Here is a 20370-nt window from a genome sequence, read left to right as displayed (position 1 = left end):
CCGCACACGCGGCCCGGGGAGCGGATCCCCGGCCCCCGGAAAAATCCTGAAAGGCAGGTGAAGGCACGGTGTCAGCTCGCACGGGTCACCCCCGGCAGACAGATACCGGCGCCGGATAGCTGTGGCTGCGTACATCATTCGACGCGTCTTCGGCGCGATACTGCTGCTGTTGATCGTCAGCGCAGTCACCTTCGCGATCTTCTTCCTCGTTCCCCGGATCGCCGGGCAGACGATGGACCAACTGGCCGCCCAGTACGTGGGCAAGGACGCCAATCCGCAGTCCATTCTCGCGGTCAAGCAGAATCTCGGCCTCGACCAGCCGCTCTACATCCAGTACTGGCACTTCCTCAAGCAGCTCTTCGTCGGCGCCGACTTCCAGTTCGGCCCCGAGGTCACGCACTGCGGTGTGCCGTGCTTCGGCTACTCGTTCAAGCGGCACGTCGAGGTGTGGCCCGAGCTGACCGCCCGCATTCCGGTCACGTTCTCCCTGGCGATCGGCGCCGCGGTGATCTGGCTGATCAGCGGTGTGGCGATCGGCGTCGTCTCCGCGCTCAAGCGGGGTTCGTTCCTCGACCGCTTCTTCATGGCCATCGCGCTCGCCGGTGTCTCCCTGCCGATCTTCTTCACCGGCATGCTCGCACTGGGTGTGTTCACGGTGCAGTGGCCGGTCTGGGAAGGCGTCAACTATGTGGCGTTCACGGACAGTCCGCTGGACTGGGCGTGGAACCTGCTGATCCCGTGGTGTTCGCTGGCCTTCCTCTACTCCGCGCTCTACGCCCGCATCACCAGGGCCGGGATGCTGGAGACGATGGGAGAGGACTACATCCGTACGGCCCGCGCCAAGGGCCTCAGGGAGAGCAGCGTCATCGGTAAGCACGGTCTGCGGGCCGCGCTGACCCCCATCGTCACCATCTTCGGCATGGACTTCGGCCTGCTGGTCGGCGGCGCCGTGATCACCGAGACCGTGTTCTCCTTCCCCGGCCTCGGCCAGTACGCCATCAAGAGCGTGCAGGAGAGCGATCTGCCCATCGTGATGGGCGTGACGCTCATCGCGGCCTTCTTCATCGTCGTCTGCAATCTGCTGGTGGACCTGGTGTACGCCGCCATCGACCCCAGGGTGAGGTACTCGTGACCGACGTTTCCAAGGCACAGACCGCGGTGGCCGGCGATCCCGCCACCGCCGCGCGGGCCGGCAGCGACGAGGCCTTCCTCTCCGTACGGGACCTGCGCATCCACTTCAAGACCGACGACGGGCTGGTCAAGTCGGTCGACGGGGTCAGCTTCGACGTGAAGCCCGGACAGACCCTCGGCATCGTGGGCGAGTCCGGCTCCGGGAAGTCCGTCACCTCGCTCGGCGTCATGGGCCTGCACCGCACGGCCCCCAACGCCCGTATCTCCGGCGAGGTCTGGCTGGACGGCGAGGAGCTGATCGGCGCCTCCGACGCCCGCGTGCGTGAGCTGCGCGGCCACAAGATGGCGATGATCTTCCAGGACCCGCTCTCCGCGATGCACCCGTACTTCACGGTCGGCGGGCAGATCGTGGAGGCCTACCGGGTCCACAACAAGGTCAGCAAGAAGATCGCCCGCACCCGTGCGATCGAGATGCTCGACCGGGTCGGCATCCCCGAGCCGCACAAGCGGGTCGACTCCCATCCGCACGAGTTCTCCGGCGGCATGCGCCAGCGGGCAATGATCGCGATGGCCCTGGTGAACAACCCGGAGCTGCTCATCGCCGACGAGCCGACCACCGCCCTGGACGTCACCGTCCAGGCGCAGATCCTGGACCTGATCCGGGACCTGCAGAAGGAGTTCGGCTCCGCCGTCATCATGATCACCCACGACCTGGGAGTCGTCGCCGAGATGGCCGACGAGCTGCTGGTCATGTACGGCGGCCGGTGCATCGAGCGCGGTTCGGCGGAGAAGGTCTTCTACGAGGCCCAGCACCCGTACACCTGGGGGCTGCTCACCTCGATGCCGCGCATCGACCGCGAGGAGACCGACCGGCTGATCCCCGTCAAGGGCCAGCCGCCGTCGCTGATCAACGTCCCGAGCGGCTGCGCCTTCAACCCGCGCTGCCCGTACGCGGACATCCCCAAGGACGACCTCACCCGCACGACGCGTCCCGAACTGAAGCTGGTCGGCGACGGGCACTACTCCGCGTGCCACATGGCACCGGAGGAGCGGACCCGGATCTGGACCGAAGAGATTGCGCCGAAGCTGTGAGCGAGGCGAGTGATGTGAGCGACGTGAGCGAGAAGAAGGATCCCCCGGTGCTGGAGAAGGACGTGAAGATCCCGGAGCAGGCCTCCTCCTCGCGCGAGCCGCTGCTCAGGGTCGAGGGCCTGGTCAAGCACTTCCCGATCCGCAAGGGCCTGTTCGGCCGGCAGACCGCCGCGGTCAAGGCCGTCGACGGCATCGACTTCGAGGTCTACCCGGGGGAGACCCTGGGCGTCGTCGGCGAGTCCGGCTGCGGCAAGTCGACGATGGGCCGGCTGATCACCCGGCTGATCGAACCGACCGGCGGCAAGGTCGAGTTCGAGGGCCGCGACATCACGCATCTGTCCATGGGAAGATGCGGCCGATGCGCCGTGACGTGCAGATGATCTTCCAGGACCCGTACTCGTCGCTGAACCCGCGGCACACGATCGGCACGATCGTCAGCGCGCCGTTCAGGCTCCAGGGCGTCGAGCCCGAGGGCGGCCTGAAGAGCCACGTGCAGGAGCTGCTGCAGCTGGTCGGACTCAGCCCCGAGCACTACAACCGCTACCCGCACGAGTTCTCCGGCGGTCAGCGCCAGCGCATCGGCATCGCCAGGGCACTCGCCCTGCGCCCGAAGCTGGTCGTCGCCGACGAGCCGGTCTCCGCGCTGGACGTGTCGATCCAGGCGCAGGTGGTCAACCTGCTCGACGACCTCCAGGACGAGCTCGGGCTCACGTACGTGATCATCGCGCACGACCTCTCGGTCATCCGGCACGTGTCGGACCGCATCGCGGTGATGTACCTGGGCAAGATCGTCGAGCTGACGGACCGCAAGTCGCTGTACTCGGCGCCGATGCACCCGTACACCAAGGCCCTGATGTCCGCGGTGCCGGTGCCGGACCCGCGGCGGCGCGGCCTGAAGAGCGAGCGCATCCTGCTCAAGGGCGATGTGCCCTCGCCGATCTCGCCGCCCAGCGGCTGCCGGTTCCACACCCGGTGCTGGAAGGCGACGGAGGTCTGCAAGACGCAGGAGCCGCCGCTGCTCGCCCTGAAGACCGGCCACCAGGTCGCCTGCCACCACCCGGAGAACGCGCCCGACCAGGTGCCCGGTCAGCAGGTGCTGGCCGCCGCCAGGGAAGCGGTCGAGCTCGTCACGAAGGCGAAGCCGGACGCGGCCCCGGTCGTCGAGCCGGAAGCCACCGGACCGGCCCCGTCCGAGGCGCCGGCCTCCGGCAAGCTCGCCAAGGGCGACGCCGCCACACCCTCCCAGCCCGCGGAGGACAGCCCCGAGGTGTAGGGCCTGTCCGCCGGACAGGCCCGGTACCGGCACAATTGCCCGGTGCTCAACGAACTGTTCACGCCCTCCGTCCAGCATGCGCTCGACATCGTCGGAATCTTCGTCTTCGCGATCTCCGGCGCTCTGCTCGCCGTACGCAAGAACTTCGATGTCTTCGGCATCGCGGTACTCGCCGAGGTGACCGCGCTGGGCGGGGGGCTGTTCCGTGACGTGATCATCGGGGCCGTGCCGCCGGCCGCCTTCACGGACCTCGGGTACTTCACCACCCCGCTGCTCGCCGCAGGACTGGTCTTCTTCCTGCACCCGCACGTCGAGCGGATCCAGGTCGGCGTCAACGTCTTCGACGCGGCCGGGCTCGGTCTCTTCTGCGTCACGGGGACGGTCAAGGCGTACGACTACGGGCTCGGCCTGACCGCGTCGGCCGCGCTCGGCCTGACCACCGCGGTCGGCGGGGGCGTGCTGCGGGACGTGCTGGCCAACGAGGTCCCCTCGCTGCTGCGCTGGGACCGCGACCTGTACGCGGTGCCCGCGATCGTGGGGGCCGCCATGATCGTGCTCTGCATCCGCTTCGACGCGCTCAACGCCTTCACCAGCGGCTCCGCGGTGATCACGGCGTTCGTCCTGCGGCTGCTGGCGCTGCGCTTCCACTGGCGGGCCCCACGGGCCTACAACCGGCGCTCGGCGACGGCGGAGGAGGGCTGACCCCGCCCGGAATTCTCGTTCGGATCATGCCGGGTTCGTCATCTCACCGACCAGAAAAAGCTACCGCTCAGTAATACGATCGGTGTACGGTGCGTTCCATGGCACAGGCAGCAACGCAGGCGGCACAGACCGCGCAGGCATCCATCGGCGACAGCGAGTTCGACCGGGACACCGCCGTCACCCTTCGGGAAGAAGGCGTCTACGACGCCGAGCTCTCCGCCGGCTGGACGATCATCCACGCCGTCAACGGCGGCTACCTGCTCGCGATGCTCGGCCGTGCGCTGGGCGAGGCGCTGCCGCACCACGACCCCTTCTCGGTCTCCGCGCACTACCTGACCGCGTCCGTCCCGGGGCCCGCGGTGATCCGGACCCAGGTCGTGCGGACCGGCCGCACCCTCTCCACCGGTGAGGCCTCCCTCTTCCAGTACGCCGAGGACGGCAGCGAGGTCGAGCGCATCCGGGTCCTCGCCACCTACGGCGACCTGGACGCCCTGAGCGACGACATCCGCACGTCGGCGAAGCCGCCCGCCATCCCGGCCCGCGAGGACTGCCTGGGGCCGAGCGACGGCCCGGCCCCGATCCCCGGCAGCTCCGCCATCACCGAGCGGCTCGACATCAAGCTCGACCCGGCGACGATCGGCTGGGCCGTCGGGCAGCCGTCCGGCAAGGGCGAGATGCGTGGCTGGTTCGGACTCGCGGACGGCCGCGACGCCGACCCGCTCTCGCTGCTGCTCACCGTCGACGCGCTGCCGCCGACCTCCTTCGAGCTGGGCCTCAAGGGCTGGGTCCCCACCATCGAGCTCACCACCCACATCCGCTGCCGCCCGGCCCCGGGCCCGCTCCGCGTCTCCATCACCACCCGCAACCTCGCGGGCGGCTTCCTGGAGGAGGACGCGGACGTCTGGGACAGCGCGGACCGGCTGGTCGCCCAGTCCCGCCAGCTGGCCCGGGCGCCGCGCAGCTGACGCCCCGCGCCGGGCGGAACCGGGGGATGCTGGTGCGGTGAAATCCGACCGGCTCCTCTCGATCCTGCTGCTGCTCCAGACCCGCGGGCCGGTCCCCGCGCCCGAGCTCGCCGAGCGCCTGGACGTCTCCGTACGCACCATCTACCGGGACGTCGAGGCGCTCTCGGCCTCCGGCGTCCCCGTCTACGCGGAGCGCGGCAGGAACGGCGGCATCGCGCTGCTGCCGGGGTTCCGCACCGATGTGACCGGGCTGACCGCCGACGAGGCCCGCGCCCTGTTCGTGCTGGCCGCGGACGGCACGCACGCCGCGCTCGGGCTGGATGCGGCGATCGGCTCCGCGCTGCGCAAGGTGATGGCGGCGCTGCCCGCCCCGCACCGGCCCGCCGCCGAGCTGACCAGCCGCCGGATCCTCGTGGACCCGGAGCGCTGGCTGAGCGGTCCGCGGGCCGCCGTCGACATCGCCGAACTGCACGACGCCGTGTTCGCCGACCGGCGGCTGCGGCTGCACTACCGGCACAGCGGTACGCGGACCGCGCGCGCCTACACCGTCGATCCGTACGGCCTCGTGGTCAAGGCGGGCGTCTGGTACCTGGTCGCCGACCGCGACGGGGAGCCACGGCTCTTCCGCGCGGACCGGGTGCGGCGGGCCGTGCTCACCGAGGACGCGGTGGTGCGCAGGCCCGGGACGGAGCTGGCGCAGGTGTGGGAGGAGCTGCGCCGCCAGGTCGAGGAACGGCAGGGGGAGGTGACCCTGCGGGTGCGGGTGCACCGTTCCCGGCTGGATCTGTTCCTGCGGCTGAACGCCGCGGTGCTCACGGGCGAGCCTCACCCGGAGGCAGGTGACGGCGAGTGGCTGCGGGCCGAACTCGCCGTGGACTCCGTGCAATGGGCGCGCTCCCTGCTCTCCTTCGGCCCGAACGCCGAGGTCCTCGCGCCGCCGGAGGCACGCGCCGTGCTCGCCGCGCACGCCACCGCTGTCATGGCGCTGTACGGGGAGCGGGGGCCGGGGGAGTCCGCAGGAAGCGGGTGAGCGCGGCGGTCAGCTCGGCCGGGGCGTCCTCCTGTACGAGATGTCCGGCACCCTCGATCAGCCGCAGCTCGCAACCCGGGACGAGGGAGGCCAGTTCGTGCCCGCGGGCAACCGGTATCCAGGTGTCCTCGGTGCCCCAGCAGATCAGCACCGGCAGGTCGATCTCCCCGTACCGGTGCTGGATCTCGTCGGTGAACCGTTGGTCGTTCTGGCTGATCTGCCGGTAGAAGGCGGGCTGTCCGGCCTCGGTGCACCAGGGCGCCACGAGCCGGTCCAGGACCGCCTGGTGGAGGCCGGGGTGGCTGGCGGAGCTCACGTACTCCCGGACCAGCGCCCGGTGCAGTCGGGGCGTCAACTGCCCGAAGACCTCCGGGTGTCCGCCGAGCAGCCGGTAGGTGGGTGAGCCCCACGGGGCCAGCGCCACCGGGTCCACCAGTGCCAGCCGGCGGTAGCGGGCGCCGTGCAGGAGGTGGGCGCGCAGGGCCACGCAGCCGCCGAAGTCATGGGCGACCACGGCGGGTGCGGGCAGCTGCCAGTGGCCGAGGAGCTCGGTGAGCACCCGGGCCTGGGAGCCGAGCGAGACGTCCTGGCCCTCGAACTGCGCGGAGACGCCGTAGCCGGGCAGGTCCCAGACGAACACCTGGTGGTCCTGGGCCAGTGCGCGGGCCACGGCGCGCCAGACGTACGAGGAGAAGGGCGTCCCGTGCACCAGGACGACGGGCGGCGCCCCGGCCCGGCCCAGTGCCGCCCAGCGGACCTCGCCGGCGGAGCTGGGGAACGTGCGGTCCAGGACCCATGCGTCGTCGTTCATGAACCGGAGCCTAGGGTCTTTCGTCGGGATCAGGCCGGGGCAGGGAGCGGGGCGTCAGTCGCCGACGCTCCGCGGCGGCTCCGAAAGACCCCAGGGCTGTCCCGAAGCGGATCAGGAGGGCGCCGGGCCGTCCAGCCAGTGCAGCCGGCCGAGCGTGACCAGCCGAAGCCGGCGACGGGCGGTCCTGGCCACCGACCGGTCGCCGTCCGGGCCCGCGTCCAGCATCGCCGAGGCGGTGATCACCATGTGGTCGACGTAGAGGCCGCCCAGCATGAGCAGGTCCTCCTCGCTCCAGCCCCGCGACTCCGGTTCACCCGCGAGCGCGGCCGCCACCTCCTCGGCGAACCGCTGGAGCTGGGCGGCGATGGCCTCGCGTACCGCGCCGACCCCGCCGTGCTGCTCGCGGGCGATGAACCGGAAGTGGGCGGGCTGCTCGCGGACATGGCGCGTTATCAGGCCGACGCTGCGGTCCAGCCGGACCTCGCTGTCGCCGGTCTCGGCGAGGATCGCGCCGATCATCCCGTGCAGGCTGTCCAGCGTCTGCTCGACGAGCGCCACCCCGAGCGCGGCGATGCCGTCGAAGTGCCGGTAGAAGGCCGTGGGCGTCACGCCCGCGGCCCTGGTCACCTCACGCAGGCCCAGGCTGCTCAGGCTCTGGTGCTCCAGCAGTCCGAGGGCCGCGTCCAGCAGTGCCTGACGCGTCTTCAGCTTCTGGGTCTGGCGGATGCCGACGATGTGACTCATGCCATTCAGTAAACAACTGTTCTCTGGAGCGGGGAAGGGGTGTGCGGGTCTAGACTGACAAGTCAGTGAACACTCGTGCTCTCAATTGTGGAAAGGCTGACCATGATCGTCCTCGTCGTCGCCCTGCTCCTGCTGGGAATCATGCTGGGAGCGGTGGTCCAGATCCCCCTTCCAGTGGCCCTCGTCCTCGGCGCGCTGATCGGCTGCTGGCTGCTGGTCTTCGCCGTGCGCGAGCGCATGGGCTCACAGCGCCGGTCGCACTGACGGCCGCAGTCCTCCCCCTTGACGGCCACCACCACCGTCCGGTCCGCGAAACCGCATCCACCTCCGAAGGAGTCCGCACCATGACACTCACCGCACTCACCCGCCGCTCCGAAACCACGGACACGACCGCGCCCGGCGCCCCCACCGGTGCGCCGCGGGACCCCGCTGGGCGTCCCGCAGCCGGCCGCGCGATGCGCGCCCTCAGGTCCACCCGTGACGCGGACGGTCTCGCCGTCGCCTCCTTCATTCTCGGACTCGTCGGTCTGCTGGTGATGAACGTCCTGCTGGGCCCGGCCGCCATCGTCATGGCGATCGTCGCGCTGGCCCGCTCCACCGCACGCCGCGGCCGGGCGCTGCTGGGGCTCGCACTCGGCATCGCCGACCTGGTGATCCTGGCCTTCCTCGTCACCGGGAACGGCGCCGTCGCCTGGAACTTCGGCGGCTGACCGAGCGCGATCGACGACGCTCACCCCACCGGATCGGGCTCCGGAACGGGGCGGGTGACAGGCACCTTCCGCGGTGCGCGGGCACCGGGACACCATGCGCCCGCCGTACGCCCCGCCGCAGGCTCGTAGAATCGAGCCCACCATGGCTTACCTCGACCACGCCGCGACCACACCGATGCTTCCGGAAGCGATCGCGGCGATGACCGCCCAGCTCGCTGTCACCGGCAACGCGTCCTCACTGCACGCCGCCGGGCGCCGGGCCCGCCGTACCGTCGAGGAGTCCAGAGAGACCCTCGCCGATGCCCTCGGCGCGCGCCCCAGCGAGGTGGTCCTCACCTCAGGCGGTACCGAGTCGGACAACCTCGCGGTGAAGGGCCTGTACTGGGCCCGCCGCGACGCCGACCCCCGCCGCACCCGGGTGCTGGCCAGTCCGGTCGAGCACCACGCGGTGCTGGACGCCGTGGACTGGCTCGCCGAGCACGAGGGCGCGACCGTCGAGTACCTCCCCGTCGACCGGTACGGCCGGGTCCACCCGGACGTGCTGCGCGAGGCGCTGGTCCGCGACCCCGACGACGTCGCGCTGATCACCGTGATGTGGGCCAACAACGAGATCGGCACCCTCATGCCGGTCCATGAACTGGCAGCCGTCGCCCGCGAGTTCGACGTGCCCATGCATGCCGACGCGGTGCAGGCCTTCGGGCAGCTGGAGGTCGACTTCGCCCGCTCGGGGCTGGCCGCGATGACCGTCAGCGCACACAAGATCGGCGGCCCGTTCGGCGTCGGCGCGCTGCTGCTCGGCCGCGACTACACCCCCGTTCCGGTGCTGCACGGCGGCGGTCAGGAGCGTCATGTGCGCTCCGGCACCCTCGATGTGCCCGGCGTCGCCGCGTTCGCCGTGGCGGGACGGCTCGCTGCCGAGCGGCGGCCGGAGTTCGCCCAGGAGATCGGCGGCCTGCGCGACCAGCTTGTCGCGGCGGTCATGGCGCAGGTCCCGGACGCCGTCCTGGGCGGCGACCCGGCCCCCGGCGGGCGCCTGCCGGCCAACGCGCACTTCACCTTCCCCGGCTGCGAGGGCGACTCCCTCCTGCTGCTGCTGGACGCCCAGGGCATCGAGTGCTCCACCGGCTCCGCCTGTACGGCCGGGATCGCCCAGCCCAGCCATGTGCTGCTCGCCACCGGCACCGATCCCGACCTGGCCCGTGGCACCCTGCGCTTCTCGCTCGGCCACACCACGACCGAGCAGGACATCGAGGACGTCGCGCGGGTGATCGGCCCGGCAGTGGAACGGGCCCGGACGGCGGGGCTCAGCTGACGGTCCGGGGTCATGGGCCCGGCTGAGGGGCACGGAGCGGTCGGCCCCGGCCGGCGGTCAGGGTGGTCGGCCCGGCCGGCGGTGACAGGGCGGCGGCCTGCCTGAGGTCAGGGGCGGCGGGCCCGGCCGATTGCGGGCCGGACCGATTGCGGGCCGGACCGCTGGCCTGCGGCCTCAGGCGGTCGCCGCCGCCCGGACCAGCTTCAGATAGCGGTCCCAGTCCCAGTGCTTCCCCGGGTCCGTGTGGTCGGTTCCCGGCACCTCCACGTGCCCGATGATGTGCTCGCGGTCCACGGGTATGCCGTACCGCCCGCATATCGTCGCGGTCAGCCGCGCGGACGCCCGGTACATCGCGGCCGTGAAGTCCTGCGGCCGGTCCACGAACCCCTCGTGCTCGATGCCGACGCTGCGTTCGTTGTACGAGCGGTTTCCCGCGTGGAACGCCACGTCCAGCTCGCGGATCATCTGGGCCACATGCCCGTCCTTGCGCACCACGTAGTGCGCCGCCGCCCCGTGTCCCGGGTCCTGGAAGACCCTGACCGCGCTGCGGAAGCTGCCCTGGGTGACATGGATGACGACCCGGTCGATGCCGTAGTCGTCGGGGCGGTCGGCCCGCCGCCAGTTCGCCGGTGACGCGGCCGCCCACTCGGCCCGCGCGAAGTCCACCTCACCGGGCCTGCGGGGCTTCTCCACGCCCGGCAGCCGCCACCAGGCCCGCTTCAGGGCGTCCCGCGCCAGCGCCGCCGTCCCCACCGCCGTGACGGCGCCGCCGATCAGCACCGAGCGCCGGCTGATGCCGGTGCCCTCGCCCGAGGGCCCCTCGGTGCCCGGCGTCCCGTTGGTCCCCATGTGAGCGACAACGCATATCCGGGAGCGTTCGGTTCCCGGTGCCCCGTACCCTGGTGGAGCTATGACTCAGACTTCCCAGCGCCCCCTCCGCGTCCTCGCCGCCATGTCGGGCGGCGTCGACTCCGCCGTCGCCGCCGCCCGCGCCGCCGAGGCAGGTCATGACGTGACCGGTGTGCACCTCGCCCTCTCCGCGAACCCGCAGTCCTTCCGTACCGGGGCCCGCGGCTGTTGCACGATCGAGGACTCCCGTGACGCCCGCCGCGCGGCGGACGTCATCGGCATCCCCTTCTACGTCTGGGACCTGGCGGAACGCTTCCGCGAGGACGTCGTGGAGGACTTCGTCGCCGAGTACGAGGCGGGGCGCACCCCCAACCCGTGCCTGCGCTGCAACGAGAAGATCAAGTTCGCGGCACTGCTCGACAAGGCCCTCGCGCTGGGCTTCGACGCGGTCTGCACCGGCCACTACGCCACCGTGGTGCTCGGCGAGGACGGCAGCCGTGAGCTGCACCGCGCCAGTGACATGGCCAAGGACCAGAGCTACGTGCTGGGCGTGCTGGACGAGCGCCAGCTCGCGCACGCGATGTTCCCGCTCGGCGACACCCTTACCACGAAGGACGAGATCCGGGCCGAGGCCGAGCGCAGGGGGCTCGCCGTCGCCAAGAAGCCCGACAGCCACGACATCTGCTTCATCGCCGACGGCGACACCCAGGGCTTCCTGGCGGACCGCCTCGGCGGCACGGCGGAGGGCGACATCCTCGACGAGTCCGGCACGAAGCTCGGCACCCACGAGGGCGCCTTCGGCTTCACCATCGGCCAGCGCAAGGGCCTGCGGATCGGCCACCCCGCAGCCGACGGCAAGCCGCGCTACGTCCTGGACATCTCCCCGGTGAACAACACCGTCACGGTCGGCCCCGTCGAGGCCCTCGACGTGACCGCCCTGACCGCGATCAGGCCCCGCTGGTGCGGCACACCGCCGTCCGGCCCCGGCACGTACACCGCCCAGTTGCGCGCCCACGGCGGCGAGACCGAGGTGAGCGCCGAACTGGTGGACGGGACGCTCACGGTCTCGTTCACCGAGCCGGTACGGGGCGTGGCCCCCGGCCAGGCGGTCGTGCTGTACGACGGCACCCGCGTGGTCGGGTCCGCGACGATCGCGACGACGGTGCGCCGCGAGACGGCCGCGGCCGGCTGACGCGCCCGTCCGCGCGGCCACGCCCGACCCCTGTACGGGCGTGGCCGCGCGGAGTGCTCCCACCCCCCGGGTCTGCCCCCGGCCCCGCACAGCGGGGCAACCCCCCGGGCTTGCCCCCGGCCCCGCACGGCGGGGCTTCAGGACGCCTGGCGTACGTACACGTCGCGGGTGAAGAACTCCGCCAGCACCGGCGCGATCACCTGGGGCGCCAGCTCCCGGGTCTGGCCCGTCAGGGTGCGGTGGCGGCCCCTGGGCAGCGCGTCCGCCAGCTGCCGGGTCGCCGACCGGGCGCCGGCCGGGCTGAAGCCGCCGCAGACCACCATGGTCCGCGCCGTGACGGAGGCGAGCCGCTCGGCCGGGATTGCGCCGTTGCCCAGCACCGCGTCGTCGTAGGCCAGTGTGTGTGCCACGGACACCAGGCTCCGCCACAGCGGGGCACTGCGCATCCTGGCGATCATGTCGGCCGCGACGCCCGTCACGGACAGGAACAGCTCCACGGCCCCGTCCCGGTCGCCGGCGGACAGCAGCCGGTGCAGCCGGGCCGTGCAGCCGGCCTTGAACAGCAGTCCGGAGGTGCCGGGCGTGTACGGCGGCTGGTACACCGCGATCCGGTCGACCGGGAGCCCTGCGGCCTGTGCCTCCAGGGCCAGCGCACCGCCGGCCCCGACACCGAACACCGAGGGGCGGCCGCCGACCGCCGCGACGATCGCGTTCAGGTCCTCGATCTCGCGCTCCACGGCGTAGGGCGAGCTGTCACCGCTGGAGCCCCGGCCCCGCCTGTCGTACGTGACGACGTGGAAGCGCGGCGCGAGCAGGCGCGCCAGCGGAGCCTCGGTCGCAGCGGTGCCGAGCGCCCCGCCCACCAGGATCACCGACGGTCCTTCACCCCTGCGCCGGTACGCGATCAGGGTGCCGTCGCGGGAGAGAGTCTTGTCCATGTGTAGGTGGACTGCGGGGCGTTCGGAAACTCATCGCCGGGCGCGAAGAATTTTTGAGGTTTCTCTTCTCCGCAGCTCAGAGCGGTTCTTGACGATCAGTCAAGGATCAGGACGCGACCGCCTCGGCGTCGTAGAAGCAGAAGTGGTCCTTGATCTCCGCGACTTCCGGCTTGGGGTCCGGATACGCCCACACCAGATCGGCCGCGTCCGGCAGCGACCAGTAGGAGGCGTCCCCCTTGAACGGGCAGTGGGTGCTGGTGTCCGACGCCGACAGCAGCTCGGTGCGGACGTCCTCGGGCGGCAGGTAGTAGCGGACCGGACAGCCCGTCTCACGCAGTACGAGCGGGTGCCGGCTCTCGGCGAGCAGCACGCCGTCACGGACCACGCGCACATGCTCGGTGCCGGGCTCGACGGTGATGCGGTGTCCTCGGGTGGCAGTCATGTATTACTCAGCCGCACGGCCCGCGGGTTTCTTCCCCGGATTCCGGGCCGCCGGTGACGGGCTCTACCGTTGCCCCATGAAGATCTGCGTTTTCCTCTCCGCCGCCGACCTCGACGACCGCTACACCGGGCCCGCCCGCGAATTCGCCGAACTGCTCGGCCGCGGTGGACACACCCTGGTCTGGGGCGGCTCCGAGAGCGGGCTGATGAAGGTCGTCGCGGACGGGGTGCAGGAAGCGGGCGGGAGGCTGGTCGGGGTGTCGGTGGACTTCCTGGCCGCGAAGGCGCGCACCGACGCCGACGAGATGGTGATCGCACGCGACCTCGCCGAGCGCAAGGCGCTGCTCCTGGAGAAGTCGGACGCCATCGTGATCATGGTCGGCGGCACCGGCACCCTCGACGAGGCCACCGAGATCCTGGAGCTCAAGAAGCACGGCAAGCACACCAAGCCGGTCGTGCTGCTCAACACGGCGGGCTTCTACGACGGTCTGCGCCAGCAGTTCCAGCGCATGGAGGACGAGGGCTTCCTGCCCCTCCCGCTGACCGAGCTGGTGTTCTTCGCGAAGGACGGGGTGGGCGCCCTGGCCTACCTGGAGGAGTGGTCCGGCCTGCAGTGATGGATACGGGTGCGACGATGGGGGCATGCCCACTCACCTCATCACCGGCGCCGGTTCCGGCATCGGCGCAGCTGTCGCCCGCCGTCTCCTGGAGCGCGGGGACGATCTCCTGCTCCTGGCCCGCGACGCCGGCCGTGCCAAGGAACTCGCCGCCCTGTACCCCGGCGCCCGCACGGTCGTCGGCGACCTCTCCAACCCGGACCGGCTCTCCTGGGCCTTCGCCCAGCAGCCGATGCCGGAGCGGCTCGACTCGCTGCTGCACATCGCGGGGGTCGTCGAGCTCGGCCGGGTCGGCGACCTCACACCCAAGGCGTGGCACGTCCAGCTCAACGCCAACCTCGTGGCCCCGGCCGAGCTGACCAGGCTCTTCCTGCCCCAGGTCCGTGTCGCCCAGGGCCACGTCCTCTTCGTCAACTCCGGCGCCGGGCTCGCCGCGCACGCCGAATGGAGCGCGTACGCGGCGAGCAAGCACGGACTGAAGGCGCTGGCCGACTCGCTGCGCCACGAGGAGCACGGGAACGGGGTCCGGGTGACCTCCGTCTACCCCGGGCGCACCGCCAGTCCCATGCAGGCCAAGGTCCACCAGCAGGAGGGCAAGGAGTACGACGCCTCGCGCTGGATCGACCCGGAGTCCGTCGCCACCACGATCCTGATGGCGCTCGACCTGCCGCGCGACGCCGAGGTCAACGACCTCACGGTGCGCCCCGGCCGCTGACGGCACGGCCGGGGAACGGCCGTAGGCTTCCCGCGTGAGCGAGAAGAGCAAGTTCAGCGGGTGCCCGGCCACCGGAATCGGTTCCATGCCAGGAGGCGACGCCAGGGAGGCGGCGAAGACCGTCACCGGCTCCTTCGGGGACGGGCAGGGTGTGCCCTACCTGGCGGAACTGCCCGCACGCGGACCGGGTGCGGACATGATCGGGCGGACCATCGGGCTGCTCGTCGAGATGTACGGGCACGTCGAGCCGAGCGGCTGGCGGATCAGCGACCGGCCGGGGCGCGACACCCGCCGGGCCCGGTCCTGGCTCGGCGAGGACCTCGACGCCCTGGAGGAGTTCACCCAGGGCTACGAGGGGCCGCTCAAGGTGCAGGCCGTCGGGCCCTGGACGCTGGCCGCCGCGCTGGAGCGCCGGGGCGGCGAGGCCGTGCTCGGTGACCCGGGCGCCTGCCGCGACCTGGCGGGCTCGCTGGCGGAGGGGCTGCGCAACCATCTCGCCGAGGTACGGCGCCGGATGCCCGGCGCCCAGGTGATCCTCCAGCTCGACGAGCCGTCCCTGACCGGGGTCCTGCTCGGCCGGGTCAGCACGGCGAGCGGCTACCGCACCTACCGGGCCGTGGACCGCCAGGTCGTCGAATCCACCCTGCGTGACGTGCTGGGCGCGGCGGGCGAGGGCGCCACGGTCGTCCACACCTGCGCGCCCGAGGTGCCGTTCGCGCTGCTGCGCCGGACCGGGGCGGGCGGTATCTCGTTCGACTTCTCCCTGCTCACCGAGCGTGAGGAGGAGGCGATCGGGGAAGCCGTCGAAGGCGGTACCCAGCTGTTCCTCGGGGTGGTGCCCGGCACCGACCCGGCCTCGGGCGGATTGTCGGACCCGGGCGGTAGCGTCATGGGTGTCAGGACGCTGTGGCGCAGGCTGGGGCTGAATCCGGGGACTCTCACGGAGTCCGTGGTGATCACTCCCTCGTGCGGTCTCGCGGGTGCGTCGCCCGCGTACGCCCGTGCCGTGCTCGCCCACTGCGCCCGGGCCGCGAGATCGCTCGCAGACAACCCTGAGTAACGGGGCACTGGGTAACGGGAGGACGGGACGATGGCCGGCGAACAGCAGACGGCAGTGCCAGCGGAGGCACAGGAGCGGCACGCGCTCCTCGCCGAGCAGCTCGAGGAGCACCGCTTCCGTTATTACGTGAACGACCAGCCGGTCGTCAGCGACGCGGAGTTCGACCGGCTGATGCGCGAGCTGGAGGCCCTGGAGGACACGTATCCGCAGCTGCGGACGCCCGACTCGCCCTCGCAGAAGGTCGCGGGGCCCTACCGGACGGAGTTCACCTCCGTAGAGCACCGCGAGCGCATGCTGTCCCTGGACAACGCCTTCGACGACGAGGAGCTGGCCGCCTGGGGCGAGCGGGTCGCCCGGGACGTCGGCGCCACCGGCTACCACTTCCTGTGCGAGCTCAAGATCGACGGCCTCGCGGTCAACCTCACCTACGAGAACGGCCTGCTGACCCGGGCCGCGACCCGCGGCGACGGCCGGACCGGCGAGGACATCACGCCCAACGTCCGTACGATCGCGGAGATCCCGCACCGGCTCAAGGGCGACCGGATCCCGGCGCTCGTCGAGATCCGCGGCGAGGTCTTCTTCCCGATGGAGGGCTTCGAGGAGCTGAACGCCCGGCTGGTGGAAGCGCAGGACAAGCCCTTCGCCAACCCGCGCAACGCGGCGGCCGGTTCACTGCGCCAGAAGGACCCCAAGGTCACGGCCACCCGGCCGCTGCACATGGTGGTGCACGGCATCGGGGCCCGCGAGGGCTTCGACATCGACTGCCTCTCGCACGCCTACGAGCTGCTGCACGAATGGGGCCTGCCCACCGCCAAGTACAACAAGGTGGTGGACTCCCTCGAAGGCGTACGGGAGTTCATCGCCCACTTCGGCGAGCACCGGCACTCCGTCGAGCACGAGATCGACGGCGTCGTCATCAAGCTCGACGAGATCCCGCTGCAGGGCCGGCTCGGCTCCACCTCCCGCGCACCCCGCTGGGCGATCGCCTGGAAGTACGCGCCGGAGGAGGTCAACACCAAGCTGGTCAACATCCGGGTCGGCGTCGGCCGCACCGGCCGGGTCACCCCGTACGCGCAGGTCGAGCCGGTCGAAGTGGCGGGCTCCGAGGTCGAGTTCGCCACCCTGCACAACCAGAACGTGGTCCGGGCGAAGGGTGTCCTGATCGGTGACACGGTGGTGCTCCGCAAGGCCGGCGACGTGATTCCGGAGATCCTCGGGCCGGTCGCCGACCTCAGGGACGGCACCGAGCGGGCGTTCGTCATGCCCACCGAGTGCCCCGAGTGCGGGACGGAGCTGCGGCCGATGAAGGAGGCCGACATCGACGTCCGCTGCCCGAACGCGCGCTCCTGTCCGGCGCAGCTGCGCGAGCGGGTCTCCTATCTGGCGGGCCGCAAGTGCCTGGACATCGACCACTTCGGCTATGTCGCGGCAGCCGCCCTGACCAGGCCGCTGGAGCCCGCCGATCCACCGCTGCGCGACGAGGGGGACCTGTTCGGGCTGACCGTCGAGCAGCTGCTGCCCATCCGGGCCTATGTCCGCGACATGGACAGCGGACTGCCCAAGCGGGACCCGAAGACCGGTGAGGAGAAGACCGCGCTGGTCTTCGCCAACCAGCAGGGCGAGCCCAAGAAGAACGCCCTGGGCATGCTGGACGCCATCGCCGCGGCGAAGGAAGCACCGCTGGCCCGGATCCTCACCGGGCTCTCGATCCGCCATGTCGGACCGGTCGCGGCGCAGGAGCTGGCCCGCCAGTTCCGGTCCGTCGAACGGATCGACGAGGCCACCGAGCAGGAGTTGTCCGACGCCGACGGGGTCGGCCCGATCATCGCGGCATCGGTCAAACAGTGGTTCGCCGAGGAGTGGCACCGGGAGATCCTGCGCAAGTGGCGGGAGGCCGGGGTCCGGATGGCTGACGAGGGGTCGGGCGAGGACGAGGGGCCGAGGCCGCTCGAAGGGCTGACAGTCGTCGTCACCGGCACGCTGACCGGTCACACCAGAGATGGCGCGAAAGAGGCCCTGCAGAGCCGTGGAGCGAAGGTGACCGGCTCCGTTTCGAAGAAGACGTCCTTCGTCGTGGTCGGCGACAACCCCGGGACGAAGTACGACAAGGCGATGCAGCTGAAGGTGCCCGTGCTGAACGAGGAAGGGTTCGCCGTGCTGCTCGAAGAGGGTCCCGAAGCCGCGCGCGAGGCGGCGGTGCAGGCGGCCGAGGAGTAGGGCCGGGAGCGGGGCGGGGCCGCGGACGGCAGCCGGGCCGGTGGCGCGAAGGGCGTCCGTGCGTGGCCGGATTCACCCGGTCGGCGCATAGCAGAGGCTGACGGACGGTCGGTTCGCATTCGGGCAAGAGCTGTAGACCGCTGCCCCTGGGGCCTTTGGCGGCCTACTGTTGAGAGATGCGCCTGCGGTGCCCCGCCACCGGGTGGGTTCCGGGGGCGTGGTGGCACGGAACGGAACCATCAGGTGACATCGGCACCGCCGGCTGTGAGAGGGACGGAATGAAACCGACCGAGAACGCCGCGCCGGTGTCGCGGCTGCAAGGTTTCGTCGCACTCACGCCCAAAGTGGGTGCCGTCGTCGTGGCCCTCGCCACCGTCCAGCTCGCGACCGGGTTCTACCGGACGGTGAGCGGCGGGCACGCACTCTTCCCGGACGGGCCGGCCGGCTGGTCGCTCGCCGTGCTCACCGGCATCGTCGTCGGCCACCTGGTGGCGCTCGGCCGCGACCGCTGGTGGGGCGGGACCGGCTCCGGGGCCGCTCTCACGCTGGCCGTGCTGCTGCTCTACGGCTGGGTGCCGGCCGGCCTGGTCAGCCTGGTCGTGGTCGTGCTCGTCGGGGTGGCCCGCAGACACCGCTGGTGGCAGGGGCTGCTGCACGGCGCGGTGGACATCCTGGGGGTGGGCGCGGCGGCGCTGGTGCTGGCCGCCTTCGGCGAGGTGCAGACCGTCGAGTCGCCCTGGCAGCCACTCGACTGGGGCATCGACGCCGTCCCGGAAGTACTCCTCGCGGCCTCCACCTACCTGCTCGTCACCCGGGTCCTGCTGTGGTACGCCCGGTCCCCCCAGGGCGGCGGGCTGCCGACCGTGGCCCGTACCGCTCTGCTGCGGCAGGGCCTCGTCGCGGTCGCCCTGCTCGGTATCGCGCCGCTGATCTGCGTGGTCGCGATGGCCTTGCCGGTACTGCTGCCGCTCTTCGCGGTGCCGCTGATCGCGCTGGACTCCACGCTCTGGATCGCCCGTGCCAGGGCGGAGGAGCAGCTGCGGGACCCGCTGACCGGGCTGCCGAACCGGCAGTGGCTGCTGGAACGCACCTGGACGGCCCTGGAGGAGGCCGAGAGCCTCGGCACCCGGGCCGGCCTGGTCCTCATCGACCTCGACCGCTTCCGGGCGGTCAACGACACCCTCGGCCACCTGGCGGGGGACCGGCTGCTGCTGCAGATAGCGGAACGGCTCCGTCTCGCCCTGCCGCGCGGGGCGGAGGTGGCCAGGCTCGGCGGCGACGAGTTCGCCGTCCTGCTGCCGACCGCGGACTCCACCACCAGCGCCCAGCGGGTCGCCCGGCACCTGGTCGCGGAACTCTCCTCGCCGCTGGATCTCGACGGGCTCACGCTGGTGCTGGAGGCCAGCGCGGGCGTCGCCGTCTACCCCGACCACGCGCTGGACGCGGAGGGGCTGCTGCGGCGCGCGGACGTGGCGATGTACCAGGCCAAGCGCGACCGTACGGGTGTCGAGGTGTACGAGTCGAAGCGTGACAGCAACACCCCGGACAGGCTCGGCCTCCTCGGTGATCTGCGGCGGGCTCTGGACGCCGGCGAGGTGGAGCTCCACTACCAGCCCAAGGTCCGCTTCGACGGCCAGGTGGCCGGGCTGGAGGCGCTGGTGCGCTGGGTGCACCCGGAGCGCGGGCGGGTTCCTCCGGACGAGTTCATCGCCATCGCCGAGTCGTCCGGGCTGATGCCGCACCTCACCGAGTACGTACTGGAGACGGCGCTGGCGCAGGTCGCCCGGTGGCGGGCGCAGGGGCTGTTCGTGCCCGTCGCGGTCAACGTCTCCCCGCGCGATGTGCACACCCCGGGATTCGCCGGCGGCGTCGCGGCCCGGCTGGCCCGGCACGGCGTTCCGGCCGGTGCCCTGCAGCTGGAGATAACGGAACACGTGCTGCTGGAGGACCCGCAGCGGGCCGCGGACACCCTGGCCGGGCTGACCGGGCACGGCGTGAAGATGTCGCTGGACGACTTCGGCACGGGGTACTCCTCGCTCGTCCATCTGCGCCGGCTCCCGGTCAGCGAGCTCAAGATCGACCGGTCGTTCGTGGCCCGGCTGGCCATCGACCACGAGGACGCGGAGATCGTCCGCTGCACGATCGACCTCGCCCACTCGCTCGGTCTGCTGGTCGTCGCCGAGGGCGTCGAGGACGACGAGACCTGGGAGCGGCTGCGGGATCTGCGCTGCGACGCCGTCCAGGGGTGGCTGGTGGCGGCCGCGATGCCGCCGCAGGAGGCGACCGCGTGGCTGCGGGCGCGGGGCGAGCACGGATGGCGGCGGCCGGCGGAGCTGGCGGCGGCCGCCGCGGCAGCCGCGGCGGCGGCGGCGAGCGTGGCTGCGGCGAGCGTGGCCGCGGCGACGCCCGAGCTGGAGCAGCGGCCGTCCGGGCGGACGGCGGACTCGCGGCCGGCGACGACGTAGGACGCGGTGGCGGCTGCGGTGAGGTCACCGGGGGCGCCCGGTGGGTGCTTTGTCCGCAATCTCCCCATGGTCGGACGGGCCTGGGGAGAGGCCCCTCGACGGGGCC

General features: G+C 71.7%; 19 protein-coding genes and 1 pseudogene. 15 read left to right on the top strand and 5 right to left on the bottom strand.

What is annotated here, in order from left to right:
* Window positions 1-121: 121 nt before the first annotated feature.
* The 6 genes and pseudogenes from LNW71_RS07320 (at window position 122) to LNW71_RS07295 (ending at window position 6193) form a co-directional block, all read left to right on the top strand.
* Window positions 122-1132, top strand: a complete 1011-nt coding sequence (locus LNW71_RS07320; protein WP_250967485.1) for an ABC transporter permease — start codon at window positions 122-124, stop codon at window positions 1130-1132.
* On the top strand, window positions 1129-2223 hold the full coding sequence (locus tag LNW71_RS07315) for an ABC transporter ATP-binding protein (RefSeq protein ID WP_374119360.1): 1095 nt from the start codon (window positions 1129-1131) through the stop codon (window positions 2221-2223). Before LNW71_RS07320 ends, LNW71_RS07315 begins: the two co-directional genes overlap by 4 nt.
* Window positions 2224-2285: 62 nt before the next feature.
* Window positions 2286-3496, top strand: a pseudogene (locus tag LNW71_RS07310) (ABC transporter ATP-binding protein).
* 42 nt (window positions 3497-3538) lie between these two features.
* On the top strand, window positions 3539-4198 hold the full coding sequence (locus LNW71_RS07305; protein ID WP_250967484.1) for a trimeric intracellular cation channel family protein: 660 nt from the start codon (window positions 3539-3541) through the stop codon (window positions 4196-4198).
* A 98-nt stretch (window positions 4199-4296) separates the two neighbouring features.
* Window positions 4297-5163 carry a thioesterase family protein gene (locus LNW71_RS07300; RefSeq protein WP_250967483.1) on the top strand — a complete coding sequence of 289 codons (867 nt, stop codon included), beginning with the start codon at window positions 4297-4299 and terminating at the stop codon, window positions 5161-5163.
* Window positions 5164-5200: 37 nt separating this feature from the next.
* Window positions 5201-6193, top strand: coding sequence for a YafY family protein (locus tag LNW71_RS07295; protein ID WP_250967482.1), 993 nt, complete (start codon window positions 5201-5203; stop codon window positions 6191-6193).
* On the opposite strand, the gene LNW71_RS07290 is transcribed toward LNW71_RS07295, so the two are convergent.
* Window positions 6141-7004, bottom strand: a complete 864-nt coding sequence (locus LNW71_RS07290) for an alpha/beta fold hydrolase (RefSeq protein WP_250967481.1) — start codon at window positions 7002-7004, stop codon at window positions 6141-6143. The two genes, LNW71_RS07295 and LNW71_RS07290, sit on opposite strands and share 53 nt — an antisense overlap.
* A gap of 111 nt (window positions 7005-7115) precedes the next feature.
* Entirely contained in the window at window positions 7116-7748 is a 633-nt protein-coding gene (locus LNW71_RS07285; protein WP_250967480.1) for a TetR family transcriptional regulator, read from the bottom strand.
* Window positions 7749-7835: 87 nt separating this feature from the next.
* On the opposite strand from LNW71_RS07285, the gene LNW71_RS07280 reads away from it, so the two are divergent.
* From LNW71_RS07280 to LNW71_RS07270, 3 genes are all read left to right on the top strand, one after another.
* A complete protein-coding gene (locus LNW71_RS07280; RefSeq protein WP_250972259.1) occupies window positions 7836-8012 on the top strand; it encodes a hypothetical protein in 177 nt (58 codons plus the stop codon).
* 80 nt (window positions 8013-8092) lie between these two features.
* Window positions 8093-8458 carry a DUF4190 domain-containing protein gene (locus LNW71_RS07275; protein ID WP_250967479.1) on the top strand — a complete coding sequence of 122 codons (366 nt, stop codon included), beginning with the start codon at window positions 8093-8095 and terminating at the stop codon, window positions 8456-8458.
* Window positions 8459-8600: 142 nt separating this feature from the next.
* Entirely contained in the window at window positions 8601-9770 is a 1170-nt protein-coding gene (locus LNW71_RS07270) for a cysteine desulfurase family protein (RefSeq protein ID WP_250967478.1), read from the top strand.
* A gap of 174 nt (window positions 9771-9944) precedes the next feature.
* On the opposite strand, the gene LNW71_RS07265 is transcribed toward LNW71_RS07270, so the two are convergent.
* Window positions 9945-10619, bottom strand: a complete 675-nt coding sequence (locus tag LNW71_RS07265; protein WP_250967477.1) for an N-acetylmuramoyl-L-alanine amidase — start codon at window positions 10617-10619, stop codon at window positions 9945-9947.
* A 61-nt stretch (window positions 10620-10680) separates the two neighbouring features.
* Between LNW71_RS07265 and mnmA the strand changes: the two genes are divergently transcribed.
* Window positions 10681-11811, top strand: a complete 1131-nt coding sequence (mnmA, locus tag LNW71_RS07260) for a tRNA 2-thiouridine(34) synthase MnmA (protein ID WP_250967476.1) — start codon at window positions 10681-10683, stop codon at window positions 11809-11811.
* Between the two features lie 137 nt (window positions 11812-11948).
* On the opposite strand, the gene LNW71_RS07255 is transcribed toward mnmA, so the two are convergent.
* Both LNW71_RS07255 and LNW71_RS07250 read right to left on the bottom strand, forming a co-directional pair.
* Window positions 11949-12749 carry an alpha/beta fold hydrolase gene (locus LNW71_RS07255; RefSeq protein ID WP_250967475.1) on the bottom strand — a complete coding sequence of 267 codons (801 nt, stop codon included), beginning with the start codon at window positions 12747-12749 and terminating at the stop codon, window positions 11949-11951.
* Window positions 12750-12855: 106 nt separating this feature from the next.
* Window positions 12856-13191 carry a DUF427 domain-containing protein gene (locus LNW71_RS07250; protein ID WP_250967474.1) on the bottom strand — a complete coding sequence of 112 codons (336 nt, stop codon included), beginning with the start codon at window positions 13189-13191 and terminating at the stop codon, window positions 12856-12858.
* A gap of 76 nt (window positions 13192-13267) precedes the next feature.
* Between LNW71_RS07250 and LNW71_RS07245 the strand changes: the two genes are divergently transcribed.
* The 5 genes from LNW71_RS07245 to LNW71_RS07225 all read left to right on the top strand — a co-directional run bounded on the left by LNW71_RS07245 (window position 13268) and on the right by LNW71_RS07225 (window position 20264).
* Window positions 13268-13807, top strand: a complete 540-nt coding sequence (locus LNW71_RS07245) for a TIGR00730 family Rossman fold protein (protein ID WP_250967473.1) — start codon at window positions 13268-13270, stop codon at window positions 13805-13807.
* 25 nt (window positions 13808-13832) lie between these two features.
* Entirely contained in the window at window positions 13833-14522 is a 690-nt protein-coding gene (locus tag LNW71_RS07240) for an SDR family oxidoreductase (RefSeq protein WP_250967472.1), read from the top strand.
* A 34-nt stretch (window positions 14523-14556) separates the two neighbouring features.
* Window positions 14557-15582, top strand: a complete 1026-nt coding sequence (locus LNW71_RS07235) for a methionine synthase (RefSeq protein ID WP_250967471.1) — start codon at window positions 14557-14559, stop codon at window positions 15580-15582.
* 30 nt (window positions 15583-15612) lie between these two features.
* On the top strand, window positions 15613-17799 hold the full coding sequence (ligA, locus tag LNW71_RS07230; protein ID WP_250967470.1) for an NAD-dependent DNA ligase LigA: 2187 nt from the start codon (window positions 15613-15615) through the stop codon (window positions 17797-17799).
* A gap of 278 nt (window positions 17800-18077) precedes the next feature.
* A complete protein-coding gene (locus LNW71_RS07225) occupies window positions 18078-20264 on the top strand; it encodes a bifunctional diguanylate cyclase/phosphodiesterase (RefSeq protein WP_250967469.1) in 2187 nt (728 codons plus the stop codon).
* Window positions 20265-20370 lie beyond the last annotated feature (106 nt).

This window comes from Streptomyces sp. RKAG290, assembly GCF_023701695.1.
GTDB lineage: Bacteria > Actinomycetota > Actinomycetes > Streptomycetales > Streptomycetaceae > Streptomyces.
Note: the sequence above shows the minus strand (reverse complement) of the source record. Positions and strands in the feature narration are given on the sequence as shown.